The following is a 13,041-nucleotide window of genomic DNA, read 5'->3' on the forward strand; positions in this document are numbered from 1 at the left end:
GCGCGGCGCCGGTGGCGCGCGCGGATCAAATCACCTTGGCCTCGCTGTGCAGGACCTGCACCAACTCCTCGACCGAGCCGACCTTGCGTCCGGCCTGGCGCTTGGGCGGCGCAGCGAGCTTCTTGACCCTCAGCTTCGGCGCCAGATCGACGCCGAGGCTATCCACCGGGATTTCCTTCAGCTCCTTCTTGCGCGCCTTCATGATCCCGGGCAGTGAGGCGTAGCGGGGCTCGTTGAGCCGCAGATCGGTGGTGATAACCGCCGGCAGCGCGAAAGCGATTGTCTCCAGGCCGCCGTCAACCTCGCGCACTACGGTGCACTTGCCGTCGGCAATTTCGACCTTGGAGGCGAAGGTCGCCTGCGGCCATCCGAGCATCTCGGCCAGCATCTGGCCGACTTGGTTGGAGTCGTCGTCGATCGCCTGTTTGCCGATGATGACGAGCTCAGGCTTCTCGTCGCCGGCGATTTTCGCGATCACGCGGGCGATTGCCAGCGAGTCCAGCGGGGTATCGGCGCGCACCAGGATCGCGCGGTCGGCGCCCATCGCAAGCCCCGTGCGCAACTGCTCCTGCCAAGTCTGCTGCCCGATCGAGAGCAGCACGACCTCGCCGCCGCCCTGTTTCTCCTTGATTCGCAGGGCCTCTTCGATGGCGATTTCGTCGAACGGGTTGATCACCCACTTTACATTGTCGGTGGCGATGCCGGAGCCGTCGGGCAGAATACGGATGGTGGTGGCGGGGTCCGGAACGCGCTTTACGGGAACCAGGATCTTCACAACGATCTCACTCCGGGCTTATTCGGCGACGACGATACGACAGGCGGCCGGCCGGAAGGCCTGGAGAGCCAGGCCCCAAGGCGCAAAGAAACTAACAACCGTCTGCGGGGCAGTCAAACCGGGCTAATACCGGCCTGGCGAGCGGCGACGGCCGCAAAAAGACGCCGCGCCGCGCCCTATTCGTTGAAGCCAAGGCGATGCGATAGCTCGCGGCCGGCCTCCAGGATCAACGGCGCTAGTTCGCTGCTGATGCGCTCGCTGGGGATGCGGTAGGCGGGGCCGGCGACGGCCAGCGAGCCGACCACTGAGCGGGTGTAATCGCGGATCGGCACCGCCACTGCCGCCACGTCCTCGAAAAACTCGCCGCTCTCGATCGAGTAGCCCGAGCGCGCAACCGAATCGAGCTGCTCGAAGAGCATCGCGCGATCGACGATCGTGCGGTCGGTGAAGCGCTCCAGTTGTTCTGGCAATCCGGCGCGCAATTGTTGCTCGGGATCGAAGGCGAGATGAGCCTTGCCGACGGCCGTGCAATGCAGCGGCAGCGCCTCTCCCAGCGGCGGCCTAATCCGCACCACTCGCTCGCACGCTTCGGCGGCCTCCAACGGCACGACGCGGTCGCGCCGCATGATCGCGACGAAGGTGCTCTCGCCGCATCGGCGCGCGACGTCGGCCAGAATAGGTCGCGCTTGCCGCACCAGGCCCATATGGTCAATATAGCGGCGCCCGAGGTGGAGGCACTTGATGCCGAGGCGGTAGTTCTCGGTGGCGCGATTCTGCTCGATGTAGCCGCGGGACTCGAGCGTGGCGAGCACGCGGAAGACGTTGTTCTTGTGCAGCTTGAGCCGTTTAGAAAGTTCGGTGACGCCGAGTTCGTCGACCTCGCCGAAATACTGTTCGAGGACGTCGAGCGCGTGGGCGACCGACTGGATGATGTAATTGGTTTTGTTGCGCCTGACCATGGCGTTTTTTTCTCCTCAAACGCCGCCGTTAAGGAGCAACGGAGCAGCCGATTTGGAAAAACGTTTTAATCTAGGCGGGGGCTTCGGCCTAAGTCAACGTACCGCTCGAAACCCGCCGCGCCATGGCCCTAAATCCCCGTATTCGTTGGAGAATTTGCCCGCCTGCGGACCTGCCGCAGGTCAAGTCTGACTCCGCCATGGCTCGTCAGCTCGAACCGGCGTTTTTTCGCCGCCTCGACGAGGACGACGACGAACTCTTCTACCTCACGCCCCGCTTCGTCGTGCATATCGACCACAACGCGATTCGCACCGTCAGTGCGATCTATGCCGCGCACCTGCCCCGTGGTGGCGTGCTGCTCGACCTGATGAGCAGCTGGCGCTCGCATCTTCCGGCAGAGCTGAATCCCGCGCGCTTGGTCGGACTCGGCCTCAACCGCGCCGAGATGGAGGACAACCCGGCGCTCGACGAGTTCGTAGTGCACAACCTCAACCGCGCGCCGCGGCTGCCGTTCGCCGACGCGGCGTTCGACGGCGCGGTCCTGACCGTCTCCGTGCAGTACCTGGTGCACCCGGTGGAAGTGTTCGCGGACGTCGGCCGGGTGTTAAGGCCCGGGGCGCCGTTCATCGTGAGCTTCTCGAACCGGATGTTCCCGACCAAGGCGGTCGCGCTCTGGACGCAGGCGACCGAGGCGCAGCGGCTCGCACTTGTGAGTTTATACTTTACCGAGAGCGCGAGCTTCGAGAGGATAGAGATGATCGACCGCAGCGGTGGCGACGGCGACCCGATTTGGGCCGTGCTGGGCTACCGTAAGGAACAATGGTGATTTCGCATCGCGGGCTGCGCCATCTTGCACTGAGGGTCAGCGACGTCCCCCGCGCGGTGGCATTTTACCAGCAGGTGTTCGGAATGCGCCTGGTATGGCAGCCCGACCCCGACAATGCCTACCTCAGCTCCGGATGCGACAACCTCGCGCTCCATCGCGGCGCCCATGGCGAACCCGATGCGGGCGCGCTCGACCATCTCGGCTTTATCGTGCCGAGCATCGCGGAGGTCCAGGCGGCTTGGCGCGAGGCGCAGGCTGCGGGCCTGGAGATTGTTCATCCGCTGCGCCACCATCGCGACGGCTCGGTCTCGTTCTACATCCGCGACCCCGACGGCAACGTAATCCAGCTCCTCTACGAACCCGCAATCAGTCCGCTGAAGATCATTTCGCCGAAGGCCTGAGCCGGCGGCGCGCGCAAGGAGAATTCGATGCTGAGGAACCGCGCGACGGCCGAGGGTACCGCCGCTTATGCCCGCCGCCATCCCGGGTTGCCGGGCAATTTCCGCCCGATGCTCGGCGGGCTCAACGTCTCGTCGATCGGGATCGGCACTTATCTCGGCGACCCCGACGACGAGACCGACGCCGCCTACGTGGAGGCAATCGAGGCCGCGCTGCTCGGTGGAATCAACCTGATCGACACCGCGGTTAACTACCGCTTCCAGCGCGGCGAGCGCGCGGTGGGCAAGGTGCTGGCGGAACTTATCGGCTCGGGCGCGCTGCGCCGCGAGGAGGTGGTGGTCGCGACCAAGGGCGGCTACTTGACCTTCGACGGCGCGATGCCGCCGAATCCGCGGGCGTGGTTCGAGGAGCACTTCGTGCGCAGCGGATTGGTCGGGCCGCAGGACCTGGTCGAGGGCGCCCACTGCATCACCCCCCGCTACCTGGGCGCAATGCTCGAGATGAGCCGCTCCAACCTCGGCCTCGACACCATCGACATCTACTACCTGCACAATCCCGAAACCCAGCTCGCCACGGTCGCGCGCGCCGAGTTTCTCGACCGGATACGTCGCGCGTTCGAGTTTCTCGAGCGGCAGGTGGACGAGGGAAAGATAGGAGTCTATGGCACCGCGACCTGGAACGGCTATCGGGTCGCCGCCAGCGAACGCCAGTACCTCCAGATGGAGGAGCTAGTGAAAATCGCCCACGAGATCGCCGGCCGCGACCATCATTTCCGCGTCGTCCAGCTTCCGTTCAATCTTGCGATGCCGGAGGCGCTGACGCTCGCCAACCAGCAGCTTCCGGACCGCCGCGGCACGACGCTGCGCGCGGCAGTCGGCTTCGGCCTCGCCGTATGCGCCAGCGCATCGCTCCTGCAAGGGCGGCTCGCGCGCGGGCTGCCGCCGATCGTGGCCGAGGCGTTCGAGGGGCTGAGCACCGACGCGCAGCGCGCGGTGCAGTTCGTGCGCTCGGCGCCGGGAATCAACGTGGCGCTGGTCGGAATGAAGTCGGCGGCGCACGTGAAGGAAATCCTGGCGGGCGCGCACTGCCCGCCCGCCTCCATCGAGGCCTTTTCCAGGTTGTTCACGCCGAGCAGGAGCGCGTAAGCCAACTCCGCACAGGTCGAAAGGGCTTGAGCGTTCTCCCCGCGAAAGATCTGGTGCCCGCCTCTCCCGCCTTGGGGAGGCCGACGGCGGACGCCGTCGGCAGGTGAGGACCGATTCTGTCAGCGCGCCGCCGCGGCCGCGCGATTAAAAGTCTCCTCCGAGAGCCAGAGCATTGGCGCAAGCACCAGGTCTGCCGCTCTAGGGTGGGCGCGATAGTCCTAGGTCGATTGCGACGATCAGCGCGGCCAGCGCGAGCGCGACTACCATCCCGGCCACGCTCCAGAGCAGGCGCGCTGTCCGGCTGCGAAGCATCGAAGCCAACAAACGTTGTTAGGCGCGCGGCTTGGGCACGGCGGCGAGTCCCTGTCCGAAAAGCTCCAGCAGCGCGGCCGAGAACGCGCGCATGTTGGCGACGCGCTCGCTGCTGCCGGTCTCGACCGTAGAGGTGCGCTCGATCCCGGGACCGACGACCGCGATACAGCTATGGCCGGCCGGATCGCCGTAGCGGTTCCCCGCCGGACCGGCCGCGCCGACCTCGGCGAGGCCCCAGCTCGCCTCGAAGCGTTTGAGCGCGGCGCGCGCCAGGATCAGCGCCAGCTCCTCGGTCACCGAGCGGATTCCCTTGACGGCGGCGTCGGGAACGTCGAGCGTCAGGCGGCGCGCCTTGAGCGTGTAAACCACCGCGCCGCCAAGGAAATAGGCCGAGGCGCCGGGCACGCTGAGCAGCGCCGCCGAAACCAGCCCGCCGGTGGACGACTCGGCGACCACAACGGTTTCGCCCCGCTCCTTGAGCATCTCCCCCAGTTTCTCGGCAAGCGGCAGCAGACTCTGCATCGGCCCAAACTCCCCTCGATGGTTGCGGCTCGAATGTAATCGAGCGGCGCGCAGCGCGGCAAACCCGGCCGCCACGCCTGCACGGCCGAAACCCGACCGGCGGCGAGGGATTGGCTAGTCGGCGGCCAGTTCTTCGAGCGACTTGCCGCGGGTTTCCGGCGCGAACAGCAGCACCAGCGCGGCGCCGATCACCGGGCCAACCGAAACCACCGCAACCGCGTTGCCCAACCCGCCCATCGCGCGCGACAGCGCGCCGATCGTAAACGGCGTCAGGAGCGAGGCAAGCTGTCCCAGTACCTGCACGGTGAGGCTGTAGGCGGTCGCGCGGACTTCGGTCGGGAACAATTCGGCCGAATAAGTTGCGGTCGCCGTGCGCGCGCCCTGGAAGGCGAACACCGCGACCACCATGGCGGCGAGCATCGCGCCATGGCTCGCGCTCTGGAACAGGGCGAGAATCCCGAGCGCGCCGGTCACATAGAAGGCGGCGGTGGCGGCACGGCGCCCGACGCGATCGAGCAGATAGCCGGCGAGCAGATGGCCGAGCGTGCCGATCGCGTAGGCGAGGACCACCGCGCTGCCGACTTCGGCACGGGTCCAATGATGGTCGCGGCGGGCGTAGAGGCTGAAGAACGTCACCGCCGGCGCACCGACCATACCGACGCTGTTCCATAACAGCGCAACCAGCGCCAAGCGCCCGCGATAGGGCCCGCCGAGCACGCCGAGGGCGGCGCGCAGGCTGCCGCCGAAGGCGGAAACAAACGGCAGCGGCACACGGACGGCACGGATCGCGGCGAAGCGCGCGGTCTCGCGCAGCCGCCGGCGCATCACGGCCACCATCAGCAGCGGCGCGACGCCGACGCAATACATCCCGCGCCAGCCCCAGGCCGAGCCGGCTATCGGCGCGTACAGCGCCGCGCCCATCAGCACACCGAGCAACCCGACCAGGTTGAGGATCGCCACCCCGCGCCCGCGCCATCGGTCGGGAAATTCCTCGCTAATCATGATTACGGCGACGCTGAACTCGGCCGAAAGGAAAAGCTGGGCGAGGCTCTGGAAGGCGGCGAAGGTGCCAAGGCCGCGCGAGAGCGCAGTCAGCAGGGTGAAGAGCGCATAGCAAAGAACGGTGGCCGAGACCACGGGACGACGCCCGACCCGATCGGCCGCCATCACGACGAAAAACGCCATCATTCCGCCCAGCCGCACGAATGACGCGATCGCGCCGACGGCGAGGTCGCTCAGGCGGAACGAATGCGCGATGTCCGGCGTGCAGAGGTGGAAGATGGTGACGTCGTAGCCCTCGAAGATCGTCACCGACATCAACAGCGCCAGCATCACCGGCAGGTAGCGGCGATCCCCGCCGGCCGGGGGCAACGCCGCATCGACGGGTGCGGTCGCGGACCCGAGCGGCATGCGCGTCGGTGGCGTGCCGGCCGCCGGCGGAACCCTAAAGACGGCGCGATGGTCTTCGTGTATCATCGAGCGCGGACCGCAACGTAAATCGGACCCAAGCTCCCAGATCGGGAGAACCGCGGCAAGGGCAAAGTTCCAGCTATGCAGCGGCGAGGACCGGGTCTGCAAATGCCGGCCGGCAACGTGACTGCGCCCTCGGGGGAGGGGCGGCGGGTTGGAGACGATGTGCTGAGAGCGCGACGAATCGCCGCGGCGGCGCTTGCCGCAGTGCTGGCTGGAATGGCCGGCGCGGCGGCTTGGGCAGCCGCTGCGCCTGCACCGGCCGCTAAAGCCAGCGAGTCACAGGAGCTCGACTTCCTCATCTACAAACCCTCGAGCACCGTCCTCATCGGACGCGGCCATTACGCGGTCGCGGTCCACGGCGAGGAGGTGGCGATCGATGGGCGCAGCGATTTCTTCGACGGCGAGTACGACGTCGAGAGCGAGCGGCTGCGCGCGAGCGCCGGCGGCGACCCACGGCTCGTGCGCTACGAGCATTCATTCTTCGGCCCGCACGGCGCGCCACAACGGGTGGCCCGGGTTGACGCGCCCAGCGGCCGCGCCACCTGCGTCACCTACAGCGGCACGCAAGGCAGCACGAGCAGCAAGGTGCTGGAATTGCCCGCCGATACCTACGCCGGCGCCAGCGTGCTGGTGCCGATCGCGGACGAGCTCAAGCGCGGCGCCTCGCGCGATCTCGGCTTCCACGTCTTTGACTGCGCCTCGGGACCGCGCATCTTCAGCCTGCACGTGGACATGCAGCAGGGGCTGTGGAGCTATCTTCCGCAGGACGGCGCGCTGGTCAGGGCCGACGCACGGCCGGTCTTCGGATGGTTCGACGTCTTCCTTAAGCCGTTCGTGCCCGAGGTCCGGCTGTGGTTCGACCCGCGGCGCAATTTCGGATTCATGGGGGGGCTGCTCGCGCGCTACTACCGCGGGCCGGAGGTGATGCTGGTCAGGATACCGGCGCCGCTGGTTGTTCCGCCACCCAGTGCGGCGGCTGCGCAGGCCAAGGCAGCCAGGAATCTGGCCGCGGCCGGCGCCTCACCAGGCCTCGCACCCAGCTTGGCCGGCGCCGCCTCGGCAGGCGATGCGCCCGCGACCGGCGCGCCGTCGTTATCGGCGCCTGCCGCTCCGTAGCGGACAGTCACGCGCCGGCGCGCTGGGCGTCAGCCTGCAACGAATTCTGTCGAGGAGCGCGCTCGCGGACCGCTGCGCCCTGCGATGCGCGGCTTAGAAGTGAGTTGCGCCGCCCTCGCCGTAGTGGCGCACGCGCGAGCGTTGCGGCTTCTGGTACTGGAAGGCGGTCTGGCATTGCGCGCAGACGCCCTGCGGTTGCGGGTTGCCGGGCCGGCGCACCAGCTTGATGTAGCGCACGACGCCATCGCTACAGAGATGGCCGGCGACGGGGAAGTCGTACACCGTACGAACAACGGGGGTCTCTTCCATTTCCTGCGCCTGGCGCTCCCTTGGTCGGAGTAGTTATCCCTTCGCCGCGACAGCCGGGTTTTTCCCGCCACCGCGAACCGGAAATTCCAAGATAGTGAAATCTTGCGCGCGATCAATCCATTTGACCGTGGTCGCGAAAATTTTTTTAAAAAAAATTTCTCTCCGGCCGCAGACCCTTCTCGCGCGCGCCGAACCCGCCGCGGAGAGCTGACCCCGCGCGCCGCAGGCGGCCGCTGCGCGAGCGGCTCTCCACTTGGGACCGCGCGCGATGCTACGCTCGACGCCAGAGTGAAGCGCACGCCGTTCAAGAAACTGCTCGTCGCCAACCGCGGCGAGATCGCCCTGCGGATTATTCGCAGCGCCCGCCTGCTCGGCCTCGCCACCGTCGCGGTTTACTCCGAAGCCGACGCCGGTGCCGCCCACGTCGCCGCCGCCGACGACGCGCGGCCGATCGGTCCGCCCGAGGCGAGCCAGAGCTATCTCAATATCGCGGCGATTATCGAGGCCGCGCGCGCGAGCGGCGCCGACGCGATCCATCCCGGCTATGGCTTCCTCTCCGAACGGCCGGAGTTCGCGCGCGCGGTCAGCGAGGCCGGGATGGTCTTCGTCGGTCCACCCGGCGAGGTGATGGCAACGCTGGGCGACAAGGTCGCCGCGCGCCGGCTTGCGGCTGAGGCTGGAGTGCCGGTGGTGCCGGGGCTTGAGACGGTCGAGCCGCGCGCGGCGCGCGAGTTTGCGGCGCGCGTCGGCTTTCCGCTCCTGGTCAAGGCGGCGGCCGGCGGCGGCGGGCGCGGGATGCGTCTGGTCGAGGCCGAGGCGCAGCTCGGCGAGGCGCTGGAGGCGGCGGCGCGCGAAGCCAAAGCGGCCTTCGGTGACGGCCGCGTCTTCCTCGAGAAGTACCTGGCCCGTCCGCGCCACATCGAAGTTCAGATTCTCGCCGACCATCTGGGCGGCGCGGTTGCACTGGGCGAGCGCGACTGCTCGATCCAGCGGCGCCATCAGAAGATCGTCGAGGAGTCGCCCGCGCCCGCGCTCGACGCTGCGGTGCGCGAGCGGATGATCGCGGCGGCGCTCCGGGTCGCGCGCGCCGCCGGCTACCGCAACGCGGGTACGATAGAATTCCTGGTTGACGGCGGCGAGTTCTACTTCCTCGAGGCAAACACGCGATTGCAGGTCGAGCATCCGGTGACCGAGATGCGTTTCGGATGCGACCTGGTGGCTGAGCAGCTCCGAATCGCGATGGGCGAGCGGGTGCGCCAACCGCAGTCGCCGCGCGGCGCCGCGATCGAGTGCCGGATTTACGCCGAAGACGCCGAACACGGCTTCCGTCCGGCCAGCGGTGAGGTGCTCTACCTCAACCTGCCCGCCGGGCCTGGCGTGCGCGTGGATACCCATCTCGCGCTCGGCGCGCCGGTCACCGCGTTCTACGACGGCCTGCTGGGCAAGCTCGTATGCTGGGGCGAGGACCGCGAGCAGGCGCGCGCGCGGGCGGCGGTCGCGCTGGGCGAGTTCACGCTTTTGGGTGTGACCCATAGCGCGGCCTTCCTGCGCGACGTAATCGCAAGCGAGCAGTTCCGCGACGCTCGACTCTCGACCCATTTCCTCGACGAGTTCTTTCCGCGATGGGCGCCGGGCGACGAAGCGATCGACGAGTTGCTGGTCGCCGCCGCGCTCGCCGGCGCGGGCGCGCTCGGCGCGACGCCCGCGCAGCGGCCGCCGCAGCGCGGCGGATCCGTCAACGGCGCGCGACCCGCGCCCGCTGGCCGCTCGCCGTGGAACGAGCTTGTGGGTTTCGAACCGTGGGGGCGGCGATGAGGCTCAGGCGTCAGGGCGACGCGCGAGAGTTCGACCTCGAGCTGCTTGCGCATGAAGCGGGCGAGGCCCGTATTACGATCGACGGCCGCGAGGTCAACGCCGCGCTGACGCCGCTGCCCGACGGGAGTGTCGTGATCGCGATCGACGGGCGGCGGGTGCGCGTCGCCGGCGCGCGGCGGCGCGGCGCGGTGATGGCGGCGGCGGGTCCGTTCGCCGTCGAGTTTGTCGCGCTCGAGGAACGGGTAGGCCATCGCACGGGCGGTCTTGCGGCGCCAGAAGTCGACGCGCCGATGCCGGGCAAGGTGCTCAAGGTGCTGGTCAACGAGGGGCAGGCGGTCGAAGCGGGCGACGCGCTGCTCGTGCTCGAAGCGATGAAGATGGAGACGACGCTGTACGCGGAAAGCCCGGCGATCGTGCGCAAGATCTGCGTTGCGCCGGGGCAGATGGTCGATCACGGCGCGCGGCTGATCGAGCTCAGTCCGGCGGCGGTACCGGCCACACCGCCCGAATCGCCGATTCCAGAGCAGTGAGCCACTGCTCGAAGTCGGCCTCGCGCTCGACGCTTATCTCCAGCTTGGCCGGGCCGAGGCGGCGCACGCCGCCCGGATGCGCCGGGCGCAGCGGGATCACCAGCGCCTCGCGCGAGATGCCGAGGGCGTCGGTTATCGCGAAGATGCGCTCGATTTCCGCCAGTCCGACTGCCTTGACCAAGGTTGCCTCCGTCGGCCGCTGCGGCCGCCCCTCTTTACATAGAGCCCGGCTCGCCTAAGCTCAACGTTATGGGGCCCGGCCCCGCGGAGGACGCTGTGTTCGGCACGATCAAGAAGATAATCAAGGACAAGGGCTTCGGCTTCATCACCCCCGACGACGGCACCGACGAGGTCTTCTTTCATCGCTCGCGCCTTTCGCCCAAGGTTTACTTCGAGGATTTGCGCGAAGGCGACGAAGTGCAGTTCGACGTACGCCCCGGCGAGAAGGGCCCGCAGGCCTTCAACCTGCGCCCGCGCTGAGCGCACACCGAAGCCAGGGAAGCTTTGCGGGCAGGGCGCGGCGTACGGCTGGAAGACTTGCCGTCGCAAGGCGTGCGTTCGGCCGCGGAGGCGACGGGGCCGGCCGCGCGATGATATAATCTGCGCGTGTCCGTCGAGCAACATCATCGCCACGCGGGCCACAAAAGCCTCAAGGTCGGGGTCCTGACCGCGAGCGATACGCGCAGCCCCGAGACCGACGAGAGCGGGCGGCTTATCCGCAAGATGCTCGCCGCCGCGGGCCATCGGGTGGAGTACTATGAGGTTCTGCCCGACGACCCCGCGCGCATCCGCGCCGCCCTGCTCGACAAGCTCGCGCAGCTCGACGCGATCATCGTCAACGGCGGCACCGGGATTTCCGCGCGCGACTCGACGATCGAGGCCGTGCGTACGCTGCTCGACAAGGAGCTGGAGGGCTTCGGCGAGCTTTTTCGCTACCTCTCCTACCAGGAGATCGGACCGGCGGCGATCCTGAGCCGGGCGCTGGCAGGAGTCGCGATGGGCAAGATCGTCGTTTCGCTGCCGGGCGCGCCCGAGGCCTGCCGGCTCGCGATGGAGAAGCTGCTCATTCCCGAGCTCGCCCATATGGCGCACCTGCTCAAACTTTGATGACCCGCTGAAGGGCGGCCGCAATGAACCGGGTGACGATAAAATTGTTCGCGACGCTGCGCGAGCGCGCGGGCGCGTCTGAGCTGAGCCGCGAGTTTCCCGATGGTGCGACAGTGGCCGAGATCTGGCGCAGCCTCGGCGAGGAATTTCCCGCTCTGAGCGGCCATCGCGACACCGTTGGCTTTGCGGTCAATCACGAGTATGTGCAGGGCGACTATCGCCCGCGCGCCGGCGATGAGATCGCATTCATCCCGCCGGTCAGCGGCGGCGCGGGCGCGGACGGCGACGCACCTTGGCTCGGCCCGATCACGATCGGCCGCGAACCAATCGATGTCGCGGCGTTGGAGCGGGCGGTGGCCGACGCGCGCGCCGGCGCGATCGTGACCTTCGCCGGCACCACCCGCGAGGAAAATGCGGGCCGCCGCGTGATCCGGCTCGAGTACGAGGCCTACGAACCGATGGCGCTGAGCGAGATGCGCCGGCTGGCGCAACAGGCGGGCGAGCGATGGCGGATCGTGCGGGTCGCGATCGCGCATCGTATCGGCCTGGTCAGTATCGGCGAGACCTCGGTCGCCATCGCGGTCTCGGCGGCGCATCGCAGCGAGGCCTTCGAAGCCTGCCGCTTCGCGATCGACCGGCTCAAAGAGATCGTGCCGATCTGGAAGAAGGAATACTTCGAGGGCGGCGAAGTGTGGGTCGGATGCCAGACTTCGCATCCGCCGGCCCCCAGCCACCGCCACTGAACCGTCCGCCGGCCAAGTTGACCGATCGGCCAGCTTCGGCTAATCAGGAACGCTGAATGTCCCTCGCTGAAAACCAGGTCGAAAAAATAATCCTCGCCGAGCCGCGCGGCTTTTGTGCGGGCGTCGATCGCGCGGTCGAGGCAGTGCGCAGCGCGCTGCGCACCTATGGCCGTCCGCTCTACGTTCGCCATCAGATCGTGCACAATCGCTTCGTGCTCGAAGCGCTCGAAGAGGAGGGCGCGGTCTTCGTCGAAGACCTCGCCGAGGTGCCCGAGGGCCAGCGCGTGATTTTCAGCGCTCACGGCGTCGCACCCAGTGAATGGGACCGCGCCCGCGCGCGCGGCCTGCGCGTGATCGACGCCACCTGCCCGCTGGTCACCAAGGTCCATCTCGAAGTCCAACGCTTCGCGCGTGAGGGGCACACGATCATCCTGGTCGGCCACGCCGGCCACGAAGAGGTCAAGGGCACGCTCGGCGTCGCGCCCGGCGTGCTCCTGGTGGGCAGCGTTGCCGAGGCCGAGAGGGTCGAGGTTCCAGACCCATCGCGGGTCGCGGCGGTGACCCAGACCACGCTCAGCGTGGACGACACGCGCGAGATCATAGACGCGCTCAAGCGGCGCTTCCCCGCGATGACCACGCCGAAGACCGACGACATCTGCTACGCAACCCAGAACCGGCAGAACGCGGTCAAGGAACTGGTCGGGCTAAGCGACGCCATCCTGGTGGTCGGCTCGCGCCAGAGCTCGAACGCCAACCGCCTGGTCGAGGTCGCGCGGATGCGCGGGGCGCGCGCCTTCCTGGTCGACTCGCTAGCCGACGTGCGGCCGGAGATGCTCGAAGGCGTGAGCGCGCTGGGCGTCACTGCCAGCGCGTCGTCGCCGGAGTGGCTGGTCGAGGAGATTATCGGCGCCTTCGCGAAGAACGGCGCCTCGGTCGAACTGATGAGCGTGGCCAAGGAGCGGGTGCACTTCCCGCTGCCGATGCCGGCTGACTAGCGCGCGCAACGGCGGCG

Annotated in this window: 17 protein-coding genes; 10 read left to right on the forward strand and 7 right to left on the reverse strand. The window is 68.0% G+C overall.

The genetic code is table 11. From position 1 onward, the window contains the following. Nucleotides 1-25: 25 nt before the first annotated feature. A complete protein-coding gene (locus tag VFB33_02735; GenBank protein ID HZO80584.1) occupies nt 26-775 on the reverse strand; it encodes an electron transfer flavoprotein subunit beta/FixA family protein in 750 nt (249 codons plus the stop codon). A 176-nt stretch (nt 776-951) separates the two neighbouring features. Next, nucleotides 952-1,734: an IclR family transcriptional regulator gene (locus VFB33_02740; GenBank protein ID HZO80585.1), complete on the reverse strand. Its 783-nt coding sequence runs from the start codon at nt 1,732-1,734 to the stop codon at nt 952-954. Between the two features lie 197 nt (nt 1,735-1,931). Between VFB33_02740 and VFB33_02745 the strand changes: the two genes are divergently transcribed. Genes VFB33_02745 through VFB33_02755 form a run of 3 tightly spaced genes read left to right on the forward strand, consistent with a single transcriptional unit; the run spans nt 1,932 to nt 4,102 of the window. Then, complete coding sequence (locus tag VFB33_02745; GenBank protein ID HZO80586.1) at nt 1,932-2,558, forward strand: methyltransferase domain-containing protein; 627 nt, start codon at nt 1,932-1,934, stop codon at nt 2,556-2,558. Continuing rightward, a complete protein-coding gene (locus tag VFB33_02750; protein ID HZO80587.1) occupies nt 2,552-2,959 on the forward strand; it encodes a VOC family protein in 408 nt (135 codons plus the stop codon). The genes VFB33_02745 and VFB33_02750 overlap by 7 nt, the downstream gene beginning before the upstream one ends. Nucleotides 2,960-2,986: 27 nt before the next feature. Beyond that, entirely contained in the window at nt 2,987-4,102 is a 1,116-nt protein-coding gene (locus tag VFB33_02755) for an aldo/keto reductase (protein HZO80588.1), read from the forward strand. A 198-nt stretch (nt 4,103-4,300) separates the two neighbouring features. On the opposite strand, the gene VFB33_02760 is transcribed toward VFB33_02755, so the two are convergent. From VFB33_02760 to VFB33_02770, 3 genes are all read right to left on the reverse strand, one after another. Then, on the reverse strand, nt 4,301-4,423 hold the full coding sequence (locus VFB33_02760; protein HZO80589.1) for a hypothetical protein: 123 nt from the start codon (nt 4,421-4,423) through the stop codon (nt 4,301-4,303). 9 nt (nt 4,424-4,432) lie between these two features. Further along, on the reverse strand, nt 4,433-4,936 hold the full coding sequence (locus tag VFB33_02765; GenBank protein ID HZO80590.1) for a CinA family protein: 504 nt from the start codon (nt 4,934-4,936) through the stop codon (nt 4,433-4,435). Nucleotides 4,937-5,050: 114 nt separating this feature from the next. Then, nucleotides 5,051-6,346 carry an MFS transporter gene (locus VFB33_02770; GenBank protein HZO80591.1) on the reverse strand — a complete coding sequence of 432 codons (1,296 nt, stop codon included), beginning with the start codon at nt 6,344-6,346 and terminating at the stop codon, nt 5,051-5,053. 225 nt (nt 6,347-6,571) lie between these two features. Here VFB33_02770 and VFB33_02775 point away from each other — a divergent pair, with 225 nt between their 5' ends. Continuing rightward, nucleotides 6,572-7,525: a hypothetical protein gene (locus tag VFB33_02775; GenBank protein HZO80592.1), complete on the forward strand. Its 954-nt coding sequence runs from the start codon at nt 6,572-6,574 to the stop codon at nt 7,523-7,525. Between the two features lie 93 nt (nt 7,526-7,618). Here the strand turns inward: VFB33_02775 and VFB33_02780 are convergent, their stop codons facing one another. Then, on the reverse strand, nt 7,619-7,834 hold the full coding sequence (locus VFB33_02780) for a hypothetical protein (GenBank protein ID HZO80593.1): 216 nt from the start codon (nt 7,832-7,834) through the stop codon (nt 7,619-7,621). A 288-nt stretch (nt 7,835-8,122) separates the two neighbouring features. Here VFB33_02780 and VFB33_02785 point away from each other — a divergent pair, with 288 nt between their 5' ends. Next, nucleotides 8,123-9,649 carry a biotin carboxylase N-terminal domain-containing protein gene (locus VFB33_02785; protein ID HZO80594.1) on the forward strand — a complete coding sequence of 509 codons (1,527 nt, stop codon included), beginning with the start codon at nt 8,123-8,125 and terminating at the stop codon, nt 9,647-9,649. Continuing rightward, complete coding sequence (locus VFB33_02790) at nt 9,646-10,179, forward strand: biotin/lipoyl-containing protein (GenBank protein ID HZO80595.1); 534 nt, start codon at nt 9,646-9,648, stop codon at nt 10,177-10,179. Before VFB33_02785 ends, VFB33_02790 begins: the two co-directional genes overlap by 4 nt. Here VFB33_02790 and VFB33_02795 read toward each other — a convergent pair. Then, complete coding sequence (locus tag VFB33_02795; GenBank protein ID HZO80596.1) at nt 10,124-10,360, reverse strand: hypothetical protein; 237 nt, start codon at nt 10,358-10,360, stop codon at nt 10,124-10,126. The genes VFB33_02790 and VFB33_02795 overlap by 56 nt on opposite strands. A gap of 95 nt (nt 10,361-10,455) precedes the next feature. Between VFB33_02795 and VFB33_02800 the strand changes: the two genes are divergently transcribed. From VFB33_02800 to ispH, 4 genes are all read left to right on the forward strand, one after another. Next, the gene (locus VFB33_02800) at nt 10,456-10,659 is read left to right on the forward strand and encodes a cold shock domain-containing protein (GenBank protein ID HZO80597.1); all 204 of its coding nucleotides are present in this window, start codon (nt 10,456-10,458) and stop codon (nt 10,657-10,659) included. Between the two features lie 126 nt (nt 10,660-10,785). Next, nucleotides 10,786-11,286: a molybdenum cofactor biosynthesis protein B gene (locus VFB33_02805; GenBank protein HZO80598.1), complete on the forward strand. Its 501-nt coding sequence runs from the start codon at nt 10,786-10,788 to the stop codon at nt 11,284-11,286. Nucleotides 11,287-11,318: 32 nt separating this feature from the next. After that, on the forward strand, nt 11,319-12,029 hold the full coding sequence (moaD, locus tag VFB33_02810; protein ID HZO80599.1) for a molybdopterin converting factor subunit 1: 711 nt from the start codon (nt 11,319-11,321) through the stop codon (nt 12,027-12,029). Between the two features lie 56 nt (nt 12,030-12,085). After that, a complete protein-coding gene (ispH, locus tag VFB33_02815) occupies nt 12,086-13,024 on the forward strand; it encodes a 4-hydroxy-3-methylbut-2-enyl diphosphate reductase (GenBank protein ID HZO80600.1) in 939 nt (312 codons plus the stop codon). Nucleotides 13,025-13,041 lie beyond the last annotated feature (17 nt).

The sequence above is a fragment of the Candidatus Binataceae bacterium genome (assembly GCA_035650475.1).
In the GTDB taxonomy this organism is placed as follows: domain Bacteria; phylum Desulfobacterota; class Binatia; order Binatales; family Binataceae; genus JAKAVN01.